The sequence below is a fragment of the Streptomyces sp. NPDC057565 genome, assembly GCF_042801455.1.
Classification (GTDB): Bacteria; Actinomycetota; Actinomycetes; order Streptomycetales; family Streptomycetaceae; genus Streptomyces; species Streptomyces yanii.
Genome location: NZ_JBHVFU010000034.1, coordinates 70,038 through 90,933, shown reverse-complemented (window position 1 = coordinate 90,933; position 20,896 = coordinate 70,038). Strand labels below are relative to the sequence as shown.

The following is a 20,896-nucleotide window of genomic DNA, read 5'->3' as shown; positions in this document are numbered from 1 at the left end:
AGGAAGGCTACCGGCACAAGCACACGGTCAAGAATGGTCCTGCGCTGGCCGGTTATGGGGCGATCACGATGAAGAACGCACTCGCCAACACGATGTCGACGCTGCCCGAGCAGCTGACACGGTCGCTGACATGGGATCGGGGCAAGGAGATGTCGGCGCATGCGCAGTTCAGAGTCGAGACCGGCATTCCAGTGTTCTTCGCCGATCCTCATAGCCCGTGGCAGCGCGGCACGAACGAGAATACCAACGGGCTCCTGCGCCAGTACTTCCCGAAAGGCACCGATCTCTCGAGGTGGTCCGCCGAGGAGATCGAGGCCGTCGCCCACGCTCTCAACACCAGACCCCGCAAGACGCTCGGCTGGAAGACACCGGCCGAGGCGTTCAACGAGCAGCTACTGTTGCTCCAACAAGCCGGTGTTGCAACGACCGGTTGAATCCAGTCAATATGTGTCGATCCGCTACGGCGAGCGGCTGATCGAGGCCGGCGCGACCGCATCGGTCGGCTCCGTCGCCGACAGCTACGACAACGCCATGGCCGAGGCACTCAACGGCTCCTTCAAGGCAGAGCTGATCGAGCACCATGGCCCCTGGCGAGACGCTGACCAGGTCGAACACGCCGTTGTCCAGTGGGTCGGCTGGTACAACACCAGGCGACTGCACTCCGCCCTCGACTACGTTCCACCCGAAGAATTCGAGGCCCAGCACTACCCATCACAAGCGACAACGAACGCCGTCTGAAAACACACCAACCGGCCGCTACGAAACTCAGGACAGCTCATTGAAGGTGTGTTCAAGATCGAAGCGGCGTAGATAGGTCTTCCACAGCAGGTCGCGGTCGAAGGCGGTTCCGGTGGGGGCGTTGTGCCACAGCCATACGTACTCGGGGGTGCGGTTGCCTGGCAGATGCCCGACATGGATGCGGACCAAAGTGCCCGCCACGATGGGTAACTTGTCCCTCGCGGGCAGAGATGCCCAGCTGCCTTGGCGCCCGAGCTTTTGATGCAGCCTGTGCCAGGCACTGACTTCGACCTTTCCGTAACGGGGGCTCTCGGCGTGCAACTGCTCGTCTGGCGCTGGCCAGCTGGCCCATTCCTTGAGCGCGTACCGCTCTCCGTGCCGGGGCGGCCGCCCTGGTTTGCCGTCCCGGCGGCACGCGGACACCGCGCCGAAGAACACCCGGTCTGAGCGGACTCTTCCCAGGACCTGCACCGCCAGACCCTCCCCCCTTGCCAGGTAGCTGATCCGGCTCAGGTCATAGCCCGAGTCGAACACGATCACCGGAGCAGGCCGGTCAATGAGCAGGTCCGTGTCCGTCAACTGCTCGACCAGGCGGGCGACTTGGCGCACCGTCGCCACGGTAGCGTCGTCGTCCGGGCCAATCTGGACTGCGTCCAGCAGCACCGTCCACGAGCTCGCGCCCCACTCCAGACCGGCCGCGAAGGAATACGGCCAGCCCGGGATCATCTTGCGTGAACCGTCGCAACGACAGGCCGTATAGCAGTGGCACCGCTCCGCACTGGTCTCCGCGTCCGGACGAGGCCACGGCGAGACATCCACCGCGATCTTCAACGGCCCGTCATCTACCGGCCTCTCCCAGGCACCCGCCAGCAGTCCCCGCAGCGCACCGGTATCGACCGCCCCGCAGGCCAGCGCGTCATACAAGGCACCATGCCCACGCCGAAACGCGTCATCTGGAGCGTGCCTGCGGGCCTGCTCGTTTCTGGGTCACCCAGCGATGGTGAGGTTGTGCAGGCGGGCGATGCCGAGTATGGCGTGGTGGAGGCCCTCGCCCTTGAGGCGGCAGTCGCGGAGGATCTTCCACGTCTTCATCCGTGCGAAGACGTGCTCGACGCGGGCCCGGACCTGCTCGTGGGACTTGTTGTGATCCTCTTTTTAGTCCGGGAGTTCGGTCTTGCCGCGCTCGTGGCGGTGAGGGATAACGAGTCCGGTGCCCGGGTAGCCGCCGTCGGCAATCGTGAGGGTCTTGCCGACGGCGGCCTTGGCGGTCGGCCGCGGACTTCGAGATGCCGAACAGCGGCGCCAGCTGCCGCAGGGTCAGGTTCGTCCGCCAGTACGCGGCGATCAGCAGGACGGGGTCCTCCAGAGGCAGGCTCCACGGTCTGCCCTTGCGCACCGGGTCCGCGCCTTGACGCCGCAGCGCGGTGACCCAGCTTGCCGAACTGTCTCGGACTCAGCCCAGTGAACGGGGCTATCCATGACGACTCCGACGCCGTGATCACACCAGCCATGCGGTAGATCATTTCAGTTGCCGACACGTCTCCCTGCGACTGATCCTGAGCACCGGGAAGGAGGACAGGATGGGGCTCATGCTCTTCCCAGGAGACGGCGACGTGACCAGCCCGGACGTCTCCTGGTCCTACACCGGCTTCAGCATGTTCAGGGAGTGGCTCGCCCACGCAGAGGGATTCACCCTTGCTGAGATGAACGGATTCGGTGGAGACCACACGTGGAGCAGCATCTCCACCACGCTGGTACCACTGTTCGACCATCCAGACGATGACGGCTCTCTCACGCCCGCTCAATGCGCAGCCATGCTGCCCAGGCTGGAGGCGATCTTCGATCAGCTCCAACACGAGGACAGCGACCCCGTTCTCCAGCGACGCGTCGACGACGCCTGCCAACTGGTCACCGTCATGAAGTACTGCTTGGACAAGGACGTCGAGCTCATCTTCGGCTGACCGCCGCAGGCCGTCTCCCGTCGGAGATGACCAGCAGTTACGGGACAGCCCTTAGCCGTCCTGGGCCAGCGCCTGGTAACGATCGGGATGGGCGCGCCTAATACGTTCGGCGACGGCGAGCCCCAAGGCGAACGTCGCTGTGATGATGCCGCCCAAAACGATTGCGTTGGTTGTGCTTCCGACCAGCAGTGCGAAGTTTCCGATGACCAGCACCAGGATCACGGTGAGCCCGATGAATGCCAGCCCTGGTGCAATCACCGCATGCCACACGCTGGGCCCACGGGCCTTCGTGTGGAAGAACACAATCACGGCAAGGCTGGTCATCGCCATCAGCGCGATCAAGCCGAGCGTCGACGCGCCCGAGAACCACATGTAGGTCTGCGTAATCGGATCCCAGCCGAACACCGCGACGGCCACCATCGCGGTCAGCGAAATCGCTGTGAAGGCCAGCGACGACCGTGAAGGCGTGTGGTGCTTGTCGTCGACCTCCGCGATGGCCTTCGGCAGCAAACCTTTTGCAGCCAGCGTGAATTGGTAGCGGGTGATGACGTTGTGGAACGACAGCACACAGGCGAAGAAGCTGGTCACTAGCAACACCTGGATCACGTCGGTCAGGATCGGCGAGACGTACGTGGCTGCCAAGCTCTGCACGACACTCTCCGGTCCCCTGGAGGCCACGTCGACGGCGTTGCCGATGCCGAGTCCTTGCACCACCGCCCATGCCGCGATCGCGTAGAAGACGCCGATGAACAGCACCGCGATATACGTTGCGCGCGGAATGGTTCGGTCCGGATCCTTTGCCTCATTGCGGAACACTGCGGTGGCCTCGAAGCCGATGAAGCAGAAAAACGCGAACATCAGGCCGAGGCTCGGCGCGCCCGTCGCGAACGCGGACGGCGACAACGGCACGGGGCTGAGCTCGCCGTGCCCACCGTGACTGATGATCCCGATGTCGACGATCACCACGGCGAGCGTCTCCGCGACCAGCAGCACCCCGAGCACCTTCGAGCTCAACTCGATATCGCGATAGCCGAGGAAGCCGACGATCAACACCCACCCGATGGCGCTGGTCCACCACGGCGCGCCTATGTGCACGGCGGTCAGCAGCTTTGTCGTGGCCACCCCGAGATACGCGTAGAGGCCTACGAGCATCACCCCGTACGACCCGAGCGCCAGCGCGGCCGCACCAACGCCGACGTGTCTGCCCAGTCCGCGCTGGATGTAGGAGTAGAAAGCGCCGGCGTTTGGCACGTATTTGCTCATCGACGTGAAGCCGACGGAGAACAGCCCCAGGATGATTGTCGCAAATAGAAAGAACTGTGGCGCCGCGATGCTACCGCTGACCGAGATGATGATCGGCACACTGGCGGTCACCACGGCCAGAGGCGCGGCCGCGGCGACGACCATGAACACGATTGACCCGACGCCGAGCCCACGGTGCAGCTTGACCGCGCCACTGGGCGACGGGTCTACGGCGGTGGCCGTCGATTGAGATTGTGGTGAGCTGATCATGTGTGTAACTTCCTGACGACATTGTCGGGGTAAACATGACACCGAGACCGGCGCGATAGAGCGTTCGAGGAAGGGCGGTGCGACATTTGCGTAACTCTCGCGCGAAGTAACACCGGCGATTCCTGATCGAGGGTCGGATTCCGAAGGATCTTCGGTGTGACTACCGCGCGACTCAGTCTTCGGTGATGACTCCGCGAAGCACGATGCTCTTGACCTGAGTGAACTCGTCGAGGGTGTAGGCGATACCCTCCCTGCCTAGACCACTCTTCTTGTACCCGCCGAACGCGGCCACGTCCGGTCGGTAGGCGTTGCCGCCGTTGACCGATACGATGCCGGCCTTGATCCGGCGCCCGGCCCTGATCGCCTGCTTGAGATCGGCGGTGAATACCGCGGCGTTGAGCCCGAACTGCGAGGCATTGGCGATCTCGATCGCCTCGTCGAGACTGTCGACCGCCAGCACGGAGAACACCGGGCCGAAGATCTCCTCGTCGGTGGCAATGCCGACACTCGTGTCGATCTCCAACAGGGCGGGCGTGATGAACGCTCCGTCGCGGGTGCCGCCGACAAGCAGGCGCGCGCCCTGACCCACCGCCTCCTGGATCTGGCGTTCCACCACACGGGCGGCGTCGACGCTGATCAGCGGCCCGACGTCGGTGTTCTCATCGGTCTGGTCGCCCACGCGCAGAGCCTCCACCCTGGCGCGCAAGTTGAGAAGGAAGTCGTCGTAGCGGGAGCGCGAGACCATGATGCGCTTGGTGGCGACACATACCTGCCCGTTGGCGTAGATCCGCCCCGCAACGGCGTGGTCGACCGCAGCATCGATGTCGGCGTCTTCGCAGACGATGAATGCGTCGTTTCCGCTGAGTTCCAGGAACGCCCGCACCACATTGCGGCCGGCATTGGCCGCAATGATCGCGCCGACCTCGGTGCTGCCTGTGAAGGTTACCGCGGCGATATTGGGGCTCTTCGAGAGATGGTCGCCGACCACGTCGCCGTACCCCGTTACCAGCTGAAGTGTGGCGCCAGGCACGCCCGCCTGATGCAGGATCTCAGTCAGCAGGATCGTCGCGATAGGGTCGTCCTCCGGCGGCTTCACCACGATCGCGTTGCCCGCCGCAAGGGCGGCGCCGACCTTGTGAGCGTACAGCTCGGCGGGGAAGTTGAACGGCAGGATGCCCACCATGACGCCGAGCGGTTCCCGCACAGTGATCATCAGGTCGGTCTGCAGGCCTTCCTGGATGTCGAGGGGGATGGTCTGCCCGAACAGCCGCAGCGACTCCTCGGCGAAGCCCTCGAAGATCCGGACGGTTGTGTCGATCTCCATGGAGGCGTTCGCAATGGTCTTGCCGTTCTCGGCGGACAGCACAGAGCTGAGCTCGTCGCGACGTGCGCGGATCTGCGCCGCCGCCGCCTTGAGGATTGCTACCCGCCGGAATGCCGGTGTGGCAGACCAGATTTCGGCGCCGCCCTGCGCCGCGTCGAGAGCGGCTTGCGCGTCGTCGGCGGTGCCTGCGGGGACGGTGCCGATGACGACACCGTCGAACTTGTTGCGAACCTCGATGATCTCGCCGGACGCACTGTCGCGGTCCTGTCCGGCGATCGACATCCGATACCGGACAAGGGTTTCGGTCTCTGTGCTCATCTCTGAGCTCCTCTCATAAACGCGGCGCACCGCTGCATGGTTCGAGATGGGATGACGGGGCTGCCACGGAGTGGGTCAATAACTTTGTGTCAGAGGTGTTTTCGTGATCTCGTACGGCAAGTGCCCCGACTATGATGCAGACCACATTTGGTCGGCGAACGAATTCCGAAGGTCGTGACGATTCTGGTCGACAATCTTCGATAATTTTCAGCCCACCGATGACACGCAGCCGCTGTGGTCCGAAAATTCTTCGGCGATAACTGTTTCGAGGGGGAACACCACCGAACGTGTCTGCGGATCGGTGGCGGCCCCTCGGGCAGCGGTGCCAGGCCTGACGGCCGGCCGTGTCGGGGCGCTCCGGTACGGTGCGGCACGTACGCAAGAGGGCGGCCGGCCACTACAATTGGCCGGGCGCCTTTCTTGCTGTGCGTCAGCTGGCGGCCTTCTTCATGCGATCGAAGACACGGCTGGCAGTCTCGTCCGCGAACGCGGCGAGGAGGTGCCCGAGGGCTTCCTGCCAGTTGATGCGCTTGCGGTCGAGGTCGGTGCCGCTCCTGCACGCCCGCCAACTGCGGAAGCAAGCGAGTATCAGAGCCGTGTAGGAATCAGGCCGTGTCGAACACGATCACCTGCCGGATGGCCAGGCCGTCCGCGAGCAGGTCCATCGCCTCGTTGATCTGGCCCAGCTCGATCCGCGACGAAATGAGTTTCTCCACAGGCAGTTTCCCGTCCCGCCACATCTGCGCGTAGCGGGGGATGTCGCGGGACGGCATGGCAGAGCCGAGATAGCTTCCGACCACAGTTCTGGCTTCGGCGGTGATGGTCAGCGGGGACAGCGACGCGCGCGCGGCTGGGGAAGGCAACCCGACGGTGATCGTCGTACCGCCCGATTGCGTGGCGGCGAAGGCGGTTTCGAATGCGCTGGGGTGTCCTGCGCATTCGACGACGTACCGGGCCTTGATACCTAGCCGCTCGACCTGCGCAGGCGTGTAGGTTTCGGTCGCGCCGAGATCGGTCGCTTGATCGAGTTTCGCGGCGATGGCGTCGACAGCGATGACCCGCTCGACGCCTTGTGCTTTCGCCGTGATGATCGCGGCCATGCCGACGCCTCCGAGCCCGACGACCATCACCGAATCCGAGGGCGCCGGCTTCGCGACATTGAGCACGGCGCCGCCGCCAGTGAGGACCGCGCATCCGAGCACCGCCGCGACATCGGGCGGGATATCGGCCCCGACACGAACGGCCGATGCACGGTCGATTACAGCGTGCGTGGCGAAGCCAGACACACCGAGGTGGTGGTGGACGATCTCGGCACCCCGACGCAGGTGGCGCGATTGGTGCAGCAGGGTGCCCGCATTGTTGGCGGCCGTGCCTGCCGAACACGGCAGGCGCCCGTCCTCCGCACACGCCTCGCACCGTTCGCAACGGGGCACAAACGACATCACCACACGCTGGCCCTGTGCGATGTCGGTAACCGCCGCACCCACGGCCACCACTATGCCCGCGGCCTCATGGCCGAGCAGCATCGGGGTGGGCCGCAAGCGATTTCCGTCGACCACGCTCAGATCCGAATGGCACACACCGGCCGCCTCGACCTTGACGAGGATCTCGGTCGGACCTGGCTCACCGAGCTCGACCTCGCCGACCGTGATCGGGCGTGACTTTGCAAAAGGCCTTGCACGGCCGGACTCTTCCAGCACCGCTCCGGTGATTTTCATCAGCGGGTGAGTGCCGCGAACGCGCCGTCGGTGCGCTCGAGGGCTTCGTCGATATCGGCATCGGTGTGAGAGGCCCCGAGGAACCAGTTGTGGTACGGGTGCACGTACACCCCGCGCGCGCCTGCCTCGTCGGTCCAACGCCGGGTCAATGTGAAGTCGTCGTCACCGGCGAACCGCAGCAGCGGCATCTGCACCGGACCCGACTGAATCACCTCGAACCCATGCGCCGACGCCTGCGCGGCGAGCCCGTCGCGCAGCCGCTGCCCCGCCCGCGCGATGCGCTCCAGCGCGTCGCTTTCGCGCAGCTCGGTGATGGTGGCGACAGCCGCCGCCATTGACGCCGCAGAGAACCAGAACGAGCCCGTCGTAAAGATCCGACTCGCCGCGTCCCGCAAAGCGTCGGTGCCGGTCACCGCCGCCAGCGCATACCCGTTCGCGATGGCCTTCGACCATGCCGACAGGTCGGGCCGCACGCCCATCGGTTCCCAGCTACCCGCGATGTCGAGCCGGAAGCCGCAGCGGACGTCGTCGAGGATCAGCGCGGCACCCATGCGGTCGCACAGCTCACGTAGTCCGCGCGCGAACTGGGGATCCGTCAGCTCCTGATCGTTATTCACGTCGTGCCGGTGTGGGCAGACGATGATGGCAGCCAGGTCGTCGCCGGCCCGCGCCGCAGCGGCGCGCACCGACTCCAGGTCGTTGAAATCGAAATAGTCAAGATGCGCACGATCCTCTGGAGTGACGCCCGCAGTGACAGGCGTGCACCACGGCACTGCACCGTGATAGGCGCCGTTCGCCATTAGCACTTTGCGCCGTCCGGTTGCCGCCCTCGCGATCGTCACCGACACGGTGGTGGCGTCGGTGCCGTTCTTGGCCAGCAGCGCCCAGTCGGCGTGCGCAACGGTGTCGACCAGTAGCTCGGCGAGTTCCACCATCACCGGCGGTGCGCCGTTTAGGCAGTCGCCCCGCCCGAGCTGCTCGGTCACCGCCCGCTCCACCGTGGGGTGGCGGTGTCCGAGCACGATCGGGCCCCACCCGCACATGAAGTCGATGTACGTGTTGCCATCGGTGTCGGTGATGCGGCAGCCGTTGCCGTAGGCCATGTACTGCGGCAACGTGTCGGAGAACCCCCGCACGGCCATGTGCCCGTAGATCCCGCCGGGAATCACTATCTGGGACCGCTTGGCCAAGCGGGTGTCGTTCTTGTTGATCATCCGAGCAGCTCCTTAGCGACCTCCGCGATACCGGGGGCGTCGAGACGGTATTTCGCGTACAGCGCGGCGGGCGGACCGACGGGGATGTATTCGTCGGGCACGCCGTGCTTGTAGAACGGCACCGCGCGTGCGCCACCTTCGAACAGCGCCTCTGCGACGGCCGTGCCAAGCCCGTTGGTGACGTTGTGCTCCTCAACTGTCAGGATGGCGCCGGTATCACGCGCCGCGGCCAGCACCTCGTCGACGTCTAGCGGGGCCACGGTGTGCATGTCGACGACGCGCGCGCTGATGCCTTGCGCGGCAAGGGATTCCGCGGCGTCTAGAGCGGGTTTGACCTCGCTGCCAGTGGCCACGATCGTCAGGTCTGCGCCCTCGCGCAGCCGGATCGCCTTGCCCAGCGTAATGTCAGGGACTCCGGCGTAGACCTCGGGATCGCGACCGCGGCCGAGCCGGATGTACATCGCGCCGGGGTGGTCCACCGAGGCCCGCAACACCGCGCGCAGATGGTTCTCGTCGGTCGCGCACACCACCGTCAGTTCGGCGAACGTGCGCAGGACACCAAGATCTTCCAGGGCGTGGTGACTGGTGCCATAGAACCCCATCGACATGCCGGAGTGGTGGCCGACGATACGCACCGGCATCCGCGGATAGGCGCAGTCGGTGCGAATCTGCTCCGCGCACAACAACGCCGAGAATGACGCGAACGTCGCGGCGAACGGCACGTAGCCGCACGATGCGATGCCTGCCGCGGTGGTGATCATCCCCTTTTCGGCGATGCCCAGATTGAAGAAGCGCTCAGGGTGCCGCGCAGCGAAGTCGGTGGCCCGGTTCGCACTGGCGAGGTCGGCAGTGAGCACGATGATGCGGGGGTCGTTGTCGGCGAGTTCGGCGAGCTCTTCGCCGAACACGAACGCCGGGATGGAGCTGACGTCGCTGCCGTCGAAGGAGCGCTTGTCGCGCAGCTTGGCCGCGCCACCGCCGAAGATTTCTGCCTGGTCCTGACTCTCAGTCATTTGCAGCCTCCAGCGGCCGCAGACCCGCCTGCAGTTCCGCGATCACGTTGTCGTAGTCGGCACCGACGAGGTTGCCGACGTGCCAGTCGGGGTTGTATTCCATGAGCCGCACACCGCGGCCCTTCACCGTGTCCGCCACGATGAGTTGCGGTGGGCCATCTTGCACATTGGGCAGTGCGTCGAACACGTCGAGCAGAGCGTCGAAGTCGTGGCCATCAACCCGGTGGGTTTGCCAGCCGAATGCGTTGAAGCGGTCCTCGATCGGCTCGACGCTCATCACGTCGTCGGTGAAGCCGTCGATGCACAGCTTGTTGCGGTCGACGATCGCGACGAGCTGGCCCAGCCGGTAGTGGCCGGCGGCGTTGGCCGCCTCCCAGACCTGCCCCTCGTGCAGTTCGCCGTCGCCGAGCATGCAGAAGGTCCGATACGGCCGGTCGCCGACGCGCCCGCCCAGCGCGATGCCGACGGCGATCGACAGCCCGTGGCCGAGCGAACCCGAGCTGAAGTCGATGCCGGGGATTTTCTTCATGTCAGGGTGGTCACCGAACGGGCTGCCAAGGCGCGTGTAGGTGTCAAGTTCGGACGGGGCGAAGAAGCCCACGTCGGCCAGCACCGGGTACAGCCCGATCGCGGCGTGCCCCTTGCTGAGCACGAACCGGTCCCGGTCCACCCACCTCGGTTCCGCCGGTTTGTAATTCAGCACCGAGTAGTACAGGGCGGCGAACAGCTCTGCGGCCGAGAACGAGGATGTGTAGTGGCCCGCCCCGGCGATCTTGGAGAGCCGCACCGTTTCGAGCCGGATGAACTTCGCGCGGTCGGCCAACTGGTCGAGCTGCGCCTTCCGTTCGGGCGTTCCCTTTGGTGGAATCACTGGATTGCTGCTCCCTTGCAGGGTCGTGACGGTGTCAGGTGGGTAGCGGTGGGCGTCGCCGAATCGCGTTGCAGCGAAAGACCGTGTGGTGTGCGTCACGCCGACCCTCCCGGGTTGACCTCATGTCCATGTTGGTAGATCCTTCGACGAGGCGTCGCTGATTACGAAAATCCTTCGGAATTACGCTTGATTTAGGCAGGTTTTTCATCCTTGCTCGAAACTGCCCACGTAACTCCGAAAGTCCTGCTGTATCGCGGACAGGCCGCGGCTCGGCAGCCCAGGCTGTGCACGAGGAGGTCACCAATGCAGCGCTACGTGAACGAGCGGTCCAGGGAGATCAAGATTGACGAGATCGACGAGATTCTGCTCTGGGAACTGACTACGGACGGCCGGATGTCCAACAACGACCTGTCACGCAAGGCTGGCATCGCCCCGTCGACGTGCCACGCCCGGATCAAACGGCTTGAGAATCTGGGTGTCATCAGGTCGATCAATACCTTCGTGAACTACGAGGCGCTCGGATTTCCGATCCAGGCCATCGTGTTCGTACGACTCCAGGCCCAGGCCCGGGATCAGGTGAAGTCTTATGCGGGCCGTGTCATTCGATTCCCACAGGTACTCAACGTGTTCTTCATGGGTGGCCCGGACGACTTCCTGATCCATGTGGCGTGCACCTCGAGCGCGCAACTGCGCGACTTCGTCTCCACGAGGCTCAGTACGGGCCCTGTGGCCGCGACTACCACTAGCATCGTGTTCGACCATTTCATCGGCGTGCAGCACATGGAGTACGTGAGCGGATACGAGGAGATGCGGCGTCCCATTCCCCCACGCGACTCCACCAGCACGGCAGCTGCATTTCGTGACTGATGCTGCGTCGATGTAGGTCGCGCGGGGGCGACTCGCCCGCGCCAACCGCCTCAAGCTGGCCGCAGCACAGGCGAGGTTGGACGAGCTGACCGCCGCCCTGGAGGAACACGCGACGGAACTGCGCAACCCCAACCTCGTCCGCCGCGCTGCTGCGCGCATCAGCGAAGAACTGGCGAGCCCAAGCCCTGACCAGTGCCAGGCCACGGACCCGCCCGCGACCTGCACTGATTCGTCCTCTCTGCGCGAGCGGCCTGGTCGTCGTAGTCGGCCGGCCGCTCGCCGGGAACCGTAACGACTGCAAGGCATGGGGGGAGTCCGGCGCCAAGGCCGCCGTCGGCAAGACCCTCACGATTGCCGACGGCGGCTACCCGGGCACCGGACTCGTTATCCCTCACCGCCACGAGCGCGGCAAGACCGAACTCCCGGAGTGGAAAGAGGATCACAACAAGTCCCACAAGCAGGTCCGGGCCCGCGTCGAGCACGTCTTCGCACGGATGAAGACGTGGAAGATCCTCCGCGACTGCCGCCACAAGGGCGAGGGCGTCCACCACGCCATGCTTGGCATTGCCCGGATGCACAACCTCGCACTGGCCGGATAGGCAAGCAGGCCGCACGGCGGCCAATCATGCCCGAGGCAACCAGAAGATCATTGACGGGACAGCCCTTAGGCGTGTGTCACCGTGCGCGCGCTGTTGTATCCCTCGGTCAGCAGCGCGGGCCGCCCCGACCGTAGCGCGTCCGCGGGCCAGGAGAGTGTCACCGTGCGCGACTCCCCGGGCAGCAGCCACACATAATTGTCGCTGTACAGCGTCGGCAGCACGCGCCCGCCGTTGTCGGCGTCCAGCAATGAGAGCCGCACCATCGACGCGACCACCGAGCCCCGGTTGCGTATGGTCGCGGGCATCGTGCGGCGCGTCCCCGACCGGGAGACGTGGCCGAGGTCGGCGGTGACCTTGACCGTCCTGGCCTTGTTGAGCGCCTTCATGTCGGCCGTCTCGCGGTAGCGCCAGTATGTGTTCTCCGAAAGGGTTCTGCCACGGCTGTCCTCCAGGGTCAGCCGCAGTAGGTGCAGGCCGGGCAGATCCTTTCCGAAGTCGGCCGTGAAGGCCGGTGTCGTGCCCGAGGGGGCGACATCCACCTTCGTGCGGTGGGTGGACCCGAGCTGCCGTCCGTTCAGGTCGAAGAGCCGGGCCGTGACGGTCACGGTCTTCAGGCCGCGCGCGGTGTGGTTGACCGCGACGACCTCCCACTTCTGCGGGTCCGCCTGCACATGGACGGCCTCGCATGCCTTGCGTGCCCCGTAATAGGTGCCGTTGACATCGAAGTCGTAGTCGTAGGTCTGCCATACGGTGCTGTGCCAGGCCGGGTGGGACATCCAGAGCATCAGGCCGCTGGCGTCCTTCCACAGATTGGCGTTCCAGGCCTCGAACATCGCCCTGGTGTTCTCGTAGTTGACGAACTGTGCCTTTCGGGCGAAGTCGTCCAGGCCGACGGCCGTGTCGAGCCGGGCCTCGATTGCGGCACGGTAGTTCTGCGGAGCCTGGTTCCCCCTGGTGCTCCAGTCGTGGTAGTACCACGCGTCACCGATCGGCCACTCCGGCTCGTCGCCGACGAGGCTGCGCATGCTCTCCGCAGTGGACACCACGGGCATGCCGATCTCGGTGTGGAAGCCGAAGTGGCCGCCGCCGTAGGTGGACCGGGAGAAGTAGCGTTCCGGCTCCACCCAGCCGTAGGGGCCGCCGCCGGAGATGATGCCGCCGGCCGAGTTGTTCTGGTAGAAGACACCGGGCGCCTCCGACCGGACTGCCTCGCGCATGCCGGTGTCGATCGCCGCGGGCGGGTTGCCCTCGTTGGCACCGCACCAGACGACGACGCTGGGGTGGATGCGGTAGCGCCGTACGGTGTCCCGTGCCAGGCTGTTGAAGGCGTCGTGGTCCGGTGGGTCCATGGCCCAGGCGTTCGGGAAGTCGTTCCACACGAGCATGCCGTACGCGTCACAACTTGCGAAGAACTCCTCCCTGTTGCTGCTGCCGAGCCAGTTGCGGATCATGGTGAAGTTCATGTCCCGGTGCATCCGCACCGCCGTGTCCATCCGCTCGGCCGGCATCCGGCGCAGCAGCTCGTCCCAGCCCCAATTGCCGCCCCGGCAGAAGACCCGCACACCATTGACGCTGATCTTCAGCGGTTCCGGGGTGTTGTCGACGGACTTCACGTCCGTCCAGGTGTCCCCGTCGTCGGAGATCTGGACGACATACGTCTTGGGGTAGGCCGACTCCCACACGACGACGACGCGGTCGAAGGAGACGGACTCGCCAAGGTCCACCTGGATCCACTGGTTGTCCTCGTACGCCGAGGACCAGCGAGTGCCGGGCTTGCCGTCGGTGGCGTTCTGCGCTGTGTTCGAGCCGTCCTCCGTCGAGGCGGTGGCGGTCTTGTGCAGGGCCAGGTCGGTGCCGGGCTTCCCACTGTCGATCACCGACAGGCTCCACAGCGACGTTCCCCAACTCGTCGCCCGCTCACCGCCGTTGAGCCGCACATACCGTGCCGTGCGGTGGCCGAGATCCACGCTCTGCAGGCTTGCGTTGGCGTTCTGGAACGGCAGCGGCACCGCTGAGTTGTCGACGGACTCCGCATCTGTCCAGGTGTCGCCGTCGGCGGAGACCTGCACCACGTACGTCTTGGCGTACGCCTGCTCCCAGACGAGCTCCACCCGGTCGAAGGAGACGGACTCGCCGAGGTCCACCTGGATCCACTGGTCGTCCTCGAACGCCGACGACCATCGAGTCCTCGCATCCCCGTCCGTGACGTTGGCGGCTTCGTGGCCCGGCTCGTCCACGGTCGAGGCCGTGGCGGTCCTGTGCAGGGCCAGGTCGATACCGGGCGCCGCGCTGTCGATCACCGAGAGGCCCCACAGCGACGAACCCCAGTTCGTGGTGCGTGTCAGGCACCTGATCCGCACGTACCGCGCCTTCCTGGGGCCCAGCTCCACCGACTGCGTGTACGCGTTGGTCCCACCGTCGAAGGGCAGCGGCACCGCGTACTCGTAACCGAACTGGCGGATGCCGAAGCGTGTGGTGCGCCGGTCACTCTCCTCGCCGTCGACCGACGCGACGAGCGTGAGGTCGTGCAGGGTCGGCTCGCCGTAGCCGTTGGGCCACCACAGCTCGGGATTGCGCACCCGCAGCTGCGCGTGGTCGGCGGGCGCGAAGATCACGTCGGTGCTCTCATCACCCGGCACCGTGACGGTCCGTGAGACCCGCACGTCGTCGAACGACGCGGTGACCGTCACGCGCCGCTCGGTGGAATCGGCGTTGCGCACCGGCACCACGATCGTCACTTCGGCAGTGCCGGTGTCGGGCAGGTGGGGGAGCGTGGTGTCGACGCGTGGGTCGCCGATGACCACGTGCCCCGTCGAGCGCAGCCGCACGTGGTTCCAGATGCCGGAGACGCGGTCGCGTACGGCCGGCATCCAGTCCCAGCCGGAGGCGGCCAGGTACGTGGGCGAGTTGCGGTTCATCATGGTGGCGCCGGCGTCCACGAAGGCCAGGCCCGCCTCGCTCTTGTCCCCGGGGCTGCCGGGGAAGGGCATCGGTGTGATCCGTACGGCCAGCGCCTGCTCGCCGCCGGATGCCAGCAGGCGCGTCACGTCGTGGGCGGAGCGGGCGAAGGGGTACGTCAGCCCGCCCACCTGCTGCCCGTTGAGCCAGATGTCGGCCTTGTGGTTGACGCCGTCGAACTCCAGCCAGACACGACGCCCCGAGCCGGTGCGCAGGCCGCGCGGCAGACGGAAGCCGCGCCGGTACCACCACGCGTGGCGCGACAGGGCCTCCGGTATGTGGAGGTTGTTCATCCCCGAGACCGGGTCGGGCAGGTGGCCCTGGTCCACCAGGGAGCCGAGAACCGTACCCGGCACCGTCGCGGGCAGCCAGCGGCTGGTGTCCACCGAGGGCAGGGACAGCTCGGCGCCCTCGGCGCCGGCCCACTCGTCCATCGTCAGGGTCCAGCCCGACTCCAGCGGGACCGTACCGTCGTCGGCGACCTTCAGCGCAGGTGCCTCGTGGTTGTGCGTGCCCCAGTCGGTCCACCCGGTGGCGGCGGGCCTGTGGCCCTTGGCCGTGCCGTACACCTCGAAGCCGTTGAGACCCAGCGGGTTGGAGTTCGACCGCTTCGTCACGGTCATTCGCACCCAGCGTGCCGTGGAGGGACTGTCCAGCTCGATCTCCACCACCCCGCCGACGCCGGAGGCGGTCCGGTACACCGTGGTCCATGCGTGGCGGTCCCGGGACGTCTCGATGGTGAACTCCACCGCGCAGCTGGACAGGATCTCCTGGCCCGTTGTGCTGTCACGCGGATTGCCGCTGGTGGACGGCGTGAAGACGGGGTCGTCCTTGGTGGCTTCGAACGTCAGCCGTAGCGAGTCGACCTCGCACTCGGACTGGAGGTCGACGGAGATCCACTGCGGGTCGCCGTCGGCGGCGCGCCACCCGCTGCCCTTCACACCGGTGGAGTTGAGCCTGTCCACCACGAACTCGCCGGGTGTGGGGGCGTAGTCGACCGACGACACCTCGACCGGGCGGTACGCGGCGAGTTCGCCCCGGGAGCCGGTTGCGGTGCCGGTAGAGATTGCGGGCCCGGCCGCATGGCTCGTCCCGGGGAGCGCGACCCCGAGCCCGAGGCTTGCGAGCAGCGTGGAGCCGGTTGCGACAACTGCTCTGCGGGAAGGGTGAGATGACTGGTCAGGCATGAGTGACGTGATCCGTTTCAGGTGAATCCCTCAAGAGCAGGCGGCCTGCACGAGCCCGCCTGACAACGTTGCCATAGGTTGTAATCCTGTGGATGTTCTGTCAAGAGTTGGCGCGATGTCCGGCCCGTGGATCCGTTGAGACCTACGTGGGCGGGATGCGTCGAGCGTGTGGTGGTATTCGCGCCTGACTATGACCAGCGGCTCGAGGCAGCTCGGCAGCGGCTTCGGCCTGGGGGCCGGCTCTCGGTCTGAACTCTCGTCTGGCCGCGGCGGATTGGGGTTCGTAGAAGGTTCCGTCGCGGAGCATGGCGAAGAGGACGTCGGCTCGTCGTTGTGTGATGCAGAGGAGGGCTTGGGTGTGGTGCTTGCCCTGCGAGATCTTCCTGCCGTAGTAGGCCCGGGATGCCGGGTCTCACAGGGCGGCGAACGCGGAGAGGAAGAGGGGCGGTCCTGGTGTTCGCACGCGTGGCCAGCGTGGCCGCGGGGGTTGAGGCAGGTGTTGCGCCGGTAGAGGCATACGGGCCGGCGGCAGGGCCGCTGTGGGGCGCGGCGGCCGGTGGAGGGCGACGTATGCCGGCCCGCCAAGGCGGTCGGGGGCGTGATCAGCGGCGCGTTGTCACTGGTCGCAGGCGAGGAGCCGGTACCGGGAGCCGTGGCAGCGGCCACGTTGACAGGTCCGGCTAATAAGATTAGCTTTTAGCTATACAAGTTAGCCAACCTGGGAGATGTCATGACCGAGTACCTCGCCGTCGACGGCGGCACGATCGCTTACGAGGTGGCGGGGTCCGGACCGCTGATCGTTCTCGCGCACGGCATGGGCGACAGCCGCGCCGCGTACCGTGCTGTGATCCCGCCGCTGGTGGCGGCGGGCTATCGGGTCGCCACGGTCGATCTGCGCGGCTGCGGCGAGTCCAGCGTCGGCTGGCCGGCCTGGAGCCGCACCGCCATCGCCGGCGACCTGCTCGCCGTGATCCGCCACCTGGGCGGCCCGGCCGTGCTTGTCGGCCACTCGATCTCCGGCGGCGCCGCCACCATCGCCGCGGCGCAGGAGCCCTCGCTGATCACCGCGGTTGTCGAGTTGGCGCCGTTCACCCGCAAGCAGTCGATCCGCCTCGCCGACCTGCGGGTGAAGCGCTTCAGGCGGGGCATGCTGCGGCTGCTCGGCACGGGCGCGTTCGGCAGCGTGCCGCTCTGGCGCTCGTACCTCGATGTGGCCTACCCCGGCGTGAAGCCGGCCGACTGGGCCGAGCGGCTCGACCGCATCGACTCCCTGCTGAGCGAGCCGGGCCGGATGAAGGCCCTGCAGGGCATGGGCCGCAGCGCCCCGACCGACGCCGGCGCGCAGCTCGGCAAGGTCCGCTGCCCGGTCCTGGTTGTGATGGGCACGCTCGACCCCGACTGGGCCGACCCGCACGCCGAGGGTTCGGCGATCGTTGATGCCCTGCCGTCCGGCCTCGGTCGCCTTGAGACGATCGAGGGTGCCGGGCACTACCCGCACGACCAGTTCCCCGACCAGGTGGTTTCGCTCATGCTCGCCTTCCTCCGATCGGACGCCGCTCGTGCCTAGGGCCGGCCTGGACCCGGCGGCCGTGGTCGCGGCCGGTGCCGCCCTCGCCGACGAGGTGGGCCTCGCCAACCTGACGATGGGTTTGCTGGCCGAGCGGGTGGGTGTGCGTACCCCGTCCCTGTACAAGCACGTGGGCGGCCAGGAAGACCTCAACCGGCGCATCGCGGCCCTGGCGTTGCGCGAGGCCGCCGACACCGTCGGCGTCGCGGTCCAGGGGTACGCGGGCCGCGACGCCCTGGCGGCCGCGGCCCGCGCCTTCCGCGCCTTCGTCCTGGAGCACCCCGGCCGGTACGCCGCTACGATCGGCATGGAACCGTCCGGCCCGGACGATCCGCTGGCCACCGCGGGCCAGCGGCTGCTCGACTCGTTCACGGCGGTCCTGCGCGGCTACGAGATCGCAGAGTCCGACGTGGACCACGCCCTGCGCATGCTGCGCAGCCTCTGCCACGGCTTCGCCACGTTGCAGTCGGCAGGAGGCTTCCAGTGGAGCGCCGACATCGACGAGAGCTTCGAGTGGCTGATCGCCTTCGCCGACCGGGGCCTGCGCACTCTTTGAGAAACGCACGGCCAGTTGTGACGACCGCAGCCCGGGTGTGCGGGCGTGGCTGGGCGCGGTACGGCTACCGCAGGCGTGTCGCCGACGCCGCCGAGGGAGGAGCGCGAGGGTGCTCTGGGCGTGTGCCTTCGGCCGCAGTGCGGGTCGACGGGGGATGCCTCGCGCCTGCTGCCGGCCCCCGCGGGAGCCGACCGGTGCCCGGGGGCCGGCCGACGGACGTGGTCCGTCGGCCGGCCAGGGTCAGAGGTCCAGGACGAGTCGGTCGCTCCGGCAGCGCCCGACGCAGATCATCATGGTGCGCCCGGCGATGCGTTCTTCGTCGCTGAGCACGGAATCCCGGTGCTCCGGTGTCCCGGCGAGGACGCGGGTCTCGCAGGCGCCGCAGTATCCCTTCTCGCAGTCGTAGGACAGGCCGCTCACGGCATCGCGCAGGACCTCGATGAGGCGGCGGTCGGGCGGTACGGTGAGCGTGCCGCCGGTGCGCGCGAGCTGGACTTCGAAGGTCCGGTTCTCCGTGGCGTCGAACGTCGTTTCGAGGTCGTCGCCTGCGGTGAAGCGTTCCAGGTGCAGCCGGTCGGTGAGATTCAGGAGGGTGCACTCGCGCTCGACTGCCGCCAGCATCGGTGTCGGCCCGCATACGTACACGGCGGTGTCCGTGTCCAGCCCGCCCAGCAGCCGGGGGAGGTCCGGCAGCCCGGCCTCGTCCTGCGGGAGCAGGGTGAGCGCGTCGCCGGCGACGGCGGCGAGTTCGTCGGCGAACGCCATGGTCGAGCGGGTGCGTCCGCCGTACACGACGGTGAAGGGTGTGCCACGTGCCGCGGCCTCGCGGACCATGGCGAGGATCGGTGTGATGCCGATGCCCCCGGCGAGGAAGAGGTAGGACGGCGCCTCGGCGAGCGGGAAGTGGTTGTGCGGCCCGCGTACCGCGAACGTGACTCCGGGGCGGGCGAGTTCGTGGAGTTCGGCCGAACCGCCCCGCCCCTGGGGCTCGCGCAGGACCCCGATGCGCCAGGTCGTGGCGTCGGCGGGGTCACCGCACAGCGAGTACTGACGCAGTCGGCCCGAGGGCAGACGCAGCTCGACGTGCGCCCCGGGCCGCCACGCGGGGAGTTCACCTCCGTCCGGCAGGCCGAGGTCGACGGCGACGACGCCCTCGGCCGCGGCACGCACCGCGGTCACCCGCAGCGGGGTGGGCGTGCTCAGCGCGCGGGCCGTGCCTGCCGCCGCTGCCGCCCGGGGACCGGGCGCGAAGACCGCCGGGACCGCGTCCCAGCCGGACTGGTTGCCGCGCGTGGGGTAGGGAACGAGCCCCTCCTCGATCACCCGGTAGTCGGGCAGCCGGGTCAGGACCTGCGTCATCATCGCGCGGAACATGGCCCGGGCAAGGTGGGCGCCGGCGCACCGGTGCGATCCGATGCCGAAGCTGAGGTGGCGGCTGGCGTCTCGGTCGAGGCGTATCTGCGTGGGGTCGGGGAACACAGCGGGGTCATGGTTCGCGGCGACCCATGGGATCAGCATCCGGTCGCCCGCGTGCATCGGGCAGCCACCGACCTCGACCTCCCTGGTGACCGTGCGCGCCATCGACTGCGACGGGGCGAACGCGCGGAGGAATTCCTCGGTCGCGCTGTCCAGCAGATCGGGGGAGTCGATCAGCCTCCGGCGCTGCTCGGGGTGGCGGGCGAGGTGGACGAGCGTCGATCCGGTCAGGGAGGTGGTGGTGTCGACGCCGCCCGCGATGAGCAGGCCGATCACCGACACCAGTTCGTCCTCGCCGAACGCGCTGCCGTCGGCGCGTCGGCCGGCAACCAGCGCGCTGACCGCGTCGGCCCGTGGTGCGGAGCGGCGCTCGGCGATCAACTCGCGGATGCGCTGGTCCATATAGGCCAGCCCCGTGGCCCCGCGCACGGCGCGCTCGCTGTCGGCCGGTGCGGCGAAGATGTCGTGGATCGGCCCGGCCAGCTTTGCCCAGTCCTCCTCGGGGAAACCCAGCCAGTCCAGGGTGACCGCGGCGGGCAGCGGGTTGGTGAGGTCGCGGACGAAGTCGCAGGAGCCCAGCTCGATGAAGTCGTCCACGACGCGGGCGGCATGACGCTCGATCATGGGAACCAGTCGGCCGACGGCCTCCGGGGTCAGCAGCGGGTTGATCAGTTCCCGGTACTCGGTCGCACGCGGCGGGTCCAGCTCGATCGGATACTGTTCGAGCCCAGGTCCCTTGGGGATGACGATGCCGACCCCCTGCCCGCCGTGGTCGCTGCGAGCTGAGGAGAACGTCGCGTCGTCGCGGGCGATACGGGCCACGTCGGCGTACCGCGTCGTGTAGTGGAAGCCACCATGGGCAGCCGAGCGGCCTACCGGGCAGTTCTCACGGAAGTCCGCGTAGTAGGCGACCGGATCGGCGTTGGCTTTGTCGGAGTGGTGGTCGAAGTCGATGTCGGAAGCGATGTCGAAGTCGGCGGACATGGTGGGCACGCTCCACGTGCTCGAAACTGTGCG

At 67.2% G+C, this 20,896-nt stretch carries 14 protein-coding genes and 4 pseudogenes; 7 read left to right on the top strand and 11 right to left on the bottom strand.

Going from position 1 to position 20,896, the window contains the following annotated elements:
* Together ACFU8W_RS35985 and ACFU8W_RS35980 are read left to right on the top strand one after the other, a co-directional pair.
* The coding region (locus ACFU8W_RS35985) for an IS30 family transposase (protein ID WP_384046617.1) at window positions 1-434 on the top strand (434 nt) is incomplete at its 5' end.
* A 13-nt stretch (window positions 435-447) separates the two neighbouring features.
* Window positions 448-738: a transposase gene (locus tag ACFU8W_RS35980; RefSeq protein WP_384046614.1), complete on the top strand. Its 291-nt coding sequence runs from the start codon at window positions 448-450 to the stop codon at window positions 736-738.
* Window positions 739-765: 27 nt separating this feature from the next.
* Here the strand turns inward: ACFU8W_RS35980 and ACFU8W_RS35975 are convergent.
* Window positions 766-1,668: pseudogene (locus ACFU8W_RS35975) on the bottom strand (transposase); the annotation flags it as partial.
* Between the two features lie 57 nt (window positions 1,669-1,725).
* Window positions 1,726-2,249: pseudogene (locus ACFU8W_RS35970) on the bottom strand (transposase family protein).
* A 78-nt stretch (window positions 2,250-2,327) separates the two neighbouring features.
* Here ACFU8W_RS35970 and ACFU8W_RS35965 point away from each other — a divergent pair.
* Entirely contained in the window at window positions 2,328-2,699 is a 372-nt protein-coding gene (locus tag ACFU8W_RS35965) for a hypothetical protein (protein WP_384046611.1), read from the top strand.
* 51 nt (window positions 2,700-2,750) lie between these two features.
* Here the strand turns inward: ACFU8W_RS35965 and ACFU8W_RS35960 are convergent, their stop codons facing one another.
* From ACFU8W_RS35960 to ACFU8W_RS35935, 6 genes are all read right to left on the bottom strand, one after another.
* Entirely contained in the window at window positions 2,751-4,211 is a 1,461-nt protein-coding gene (locus ACFU8W_RS35960) for an APC family permease (RefSeq protein WP_384046608.1), read from the bottom strand.
* Window positions 4,212-4,383: 172 nt separating this feature from the next.
* The gene (locus ACFU8W_RS35955) at window positions 4,384-5,853 is read right to left on the bottom strand and encodes an aldehyde dehydrogenase family protein (protein WP_384046605.1); all 1,470 of its coding nucleotides are present in this window, start codon (window positions 5,851-5,853) and stop codon (window positions 4,384-4,386) included.
* A 605-nt stretch (window positions 5,854-6,458) separates the two neighbouring features.
* On the bottom strand, window positions 6,459-7,571 hold the full coding sequence (locus ACFU8W_RS35950; RefSeq protein ID WP_384046602.1) for an alcohol dehydrogenase catalytic domain-containing protein: 1,113 nt from the start codon (window positions 7,569-7,571) through the stop codon (window positions 6,459-6,461).
* The gene (locus tag ACFU8W_RS35945; RefSeq protein WP_384046599.1) at window positions 7,571-8,785 is read right to left on the bottom strand and encodes an aminotransferase class III-fold pyridoxal phosphate-dependent enzyme; all 1,215 of its coding nucleotides are present in this window, start codon (window positions 8,783-8,785) and stop codon (window positions 7,571-7,573) included. The genes ACFU8W_RS35950 and ACFU8W_RS35945 overlap by 1 nt, the downstream gene beginning before the upstream one ends.
* Window positions 8,782-9,798 carry a transketolase family protein gene (locus tag ACFU8W_RS35940; protein WP_384046595.1) on the bottom strand — a complete coding sequence of 339 codons (1,017 nt, stop codon included), beginning with the start codon at window positions 9,796-9,798 and terminating at the stop codon, window positions 8,782-8,784. The genes ACFU8W_RS35945 and ACFU8W_RS35940 overlap by 4 nt, the downstream gene beginning before the upstream one ends.
* Window positions 9,791-10,669: a transketolase gene (locus tag ACFU8W_RS35935; RefSeq protein ID WP_384046592.1), complete on the bottom strand. Its 879-nt coding sequence runs from the start codon at window positions 10,667-10,669 to the stop codon at window positions 9,791-9,793. Before ACFU8W_RS35935 ends, ACFU8W_RS35940 begins: the two co-directional genes overlap by 8 nt.
* Before the next feature lie 303 nt (window positions 10,670-10,972).
* Here ACFU8W_RS35935 and ACFU8W_RS35930 point away from each other — a divergent pair, with 303 nt between their 5' ends.
* Both ACFU8W_RS35930 and ACFU8W_RS35925 read left to right on the top strand, forming a co-directional pair.
* Window positions 10,973-11,536, top strand: a complete 564-nt coding sequence (locus ACFU8W_RS35930) for an Lrp/AsnC family transcriptional regulator (protein WP_384046589.1) — start codon at window positions 10,973-10,975, stop codon at window positions 11,534-11,536.
* A gap of 251 nt (window positions 11,537-11,787) precedes the next feature.
* Window positions 11,788-12,135: pseudogene (locus ACFU8W_RS35925) on the top strand (transposase); the annotation flags it as partial.
* Between the two features lie 65 nt (window positions 12,136-12,200).
* On the opposite strand, the gene ACFU8W_RS35920 reads toward ACFU8W_RS35925, so the two are convergent.
* Both ACFU8W_RS35920 and ACFU8W_RS35915 read right to left on the bottom strand, forming a co-directional pair.
* The gene (locus tag ACFU8W_RS35920) at window positions 12,201-16,280 is read right to left on the bottom strand and encodes a discoidin domain-containing protein (protein ID WP_384046586.1); all 4,080 of its coding nucleotides are present in this window, start codon (window positions 16,278-16,280) and stop codon (window positions 12,201-12,203) included.
* A gap of 268 nt (window positions 16,281-16,548) precedes the next feature.
* Window positions 16,549-16,722, bottom strand: a pseudogene (locus tag ACFU8W_RS35915) (IS110 family transposase); the annotation flags it as partial.
* A 288-nt stretch (window positions 16,723-17,010) separates the two neighbouring features.
* On the opposite strand from ACFU8W_RS35915, the gene ACFU8W_RS35910 reads away from it, so the two are divergent.
* Together ACFU8W_RS35910 and ACFU8W_RS35905 are read left to right on the top strand one after the other, a co-directional pair.
* Entirely contained in the window at window positions 17,011-17,847 is an 837-nt protein-coding gene (locus tag ACFU8W_RS35910; RefSeq protein ID WP_384046583.1) for an alpha/beta fold hydrolase, read from the top strand.
* 22 nt (window positions 17,848-17,869) lie between these two features.
* The gene (locus ACFU8W_RS35905) at window positions 17,870-18,403 is read left to right on the top strand and encodes a TetR/AcrR family transcriptional regulator (protein WP_384046624.1); all 534 of its coding nucleotides are present in this window, start codon (window positions 17,870-17,872) and stop codon (window positions 18,401-18,403) included.
* 240 nt (window positions 18,404-18,643) lie between these two features.
* On the opposite strand, the gene ACFU8W_RS35900 is transcribed toward ACFU8W_RS35905, so the two are convergent.
* Window positions 18,644-20,863: a cytochrome P450 gene (locus ACFU8W_RS35900; RefSeq protein WP_384046580.1), complete on the bottom strand. Its 2,220-nt coding sequence runs from the start codon at window positions 20,861-20,863 to the stop codon at window positions 18,644-18,646.
* Window positions 20,864-20,896: the final 33 nt, after the last annotated feature.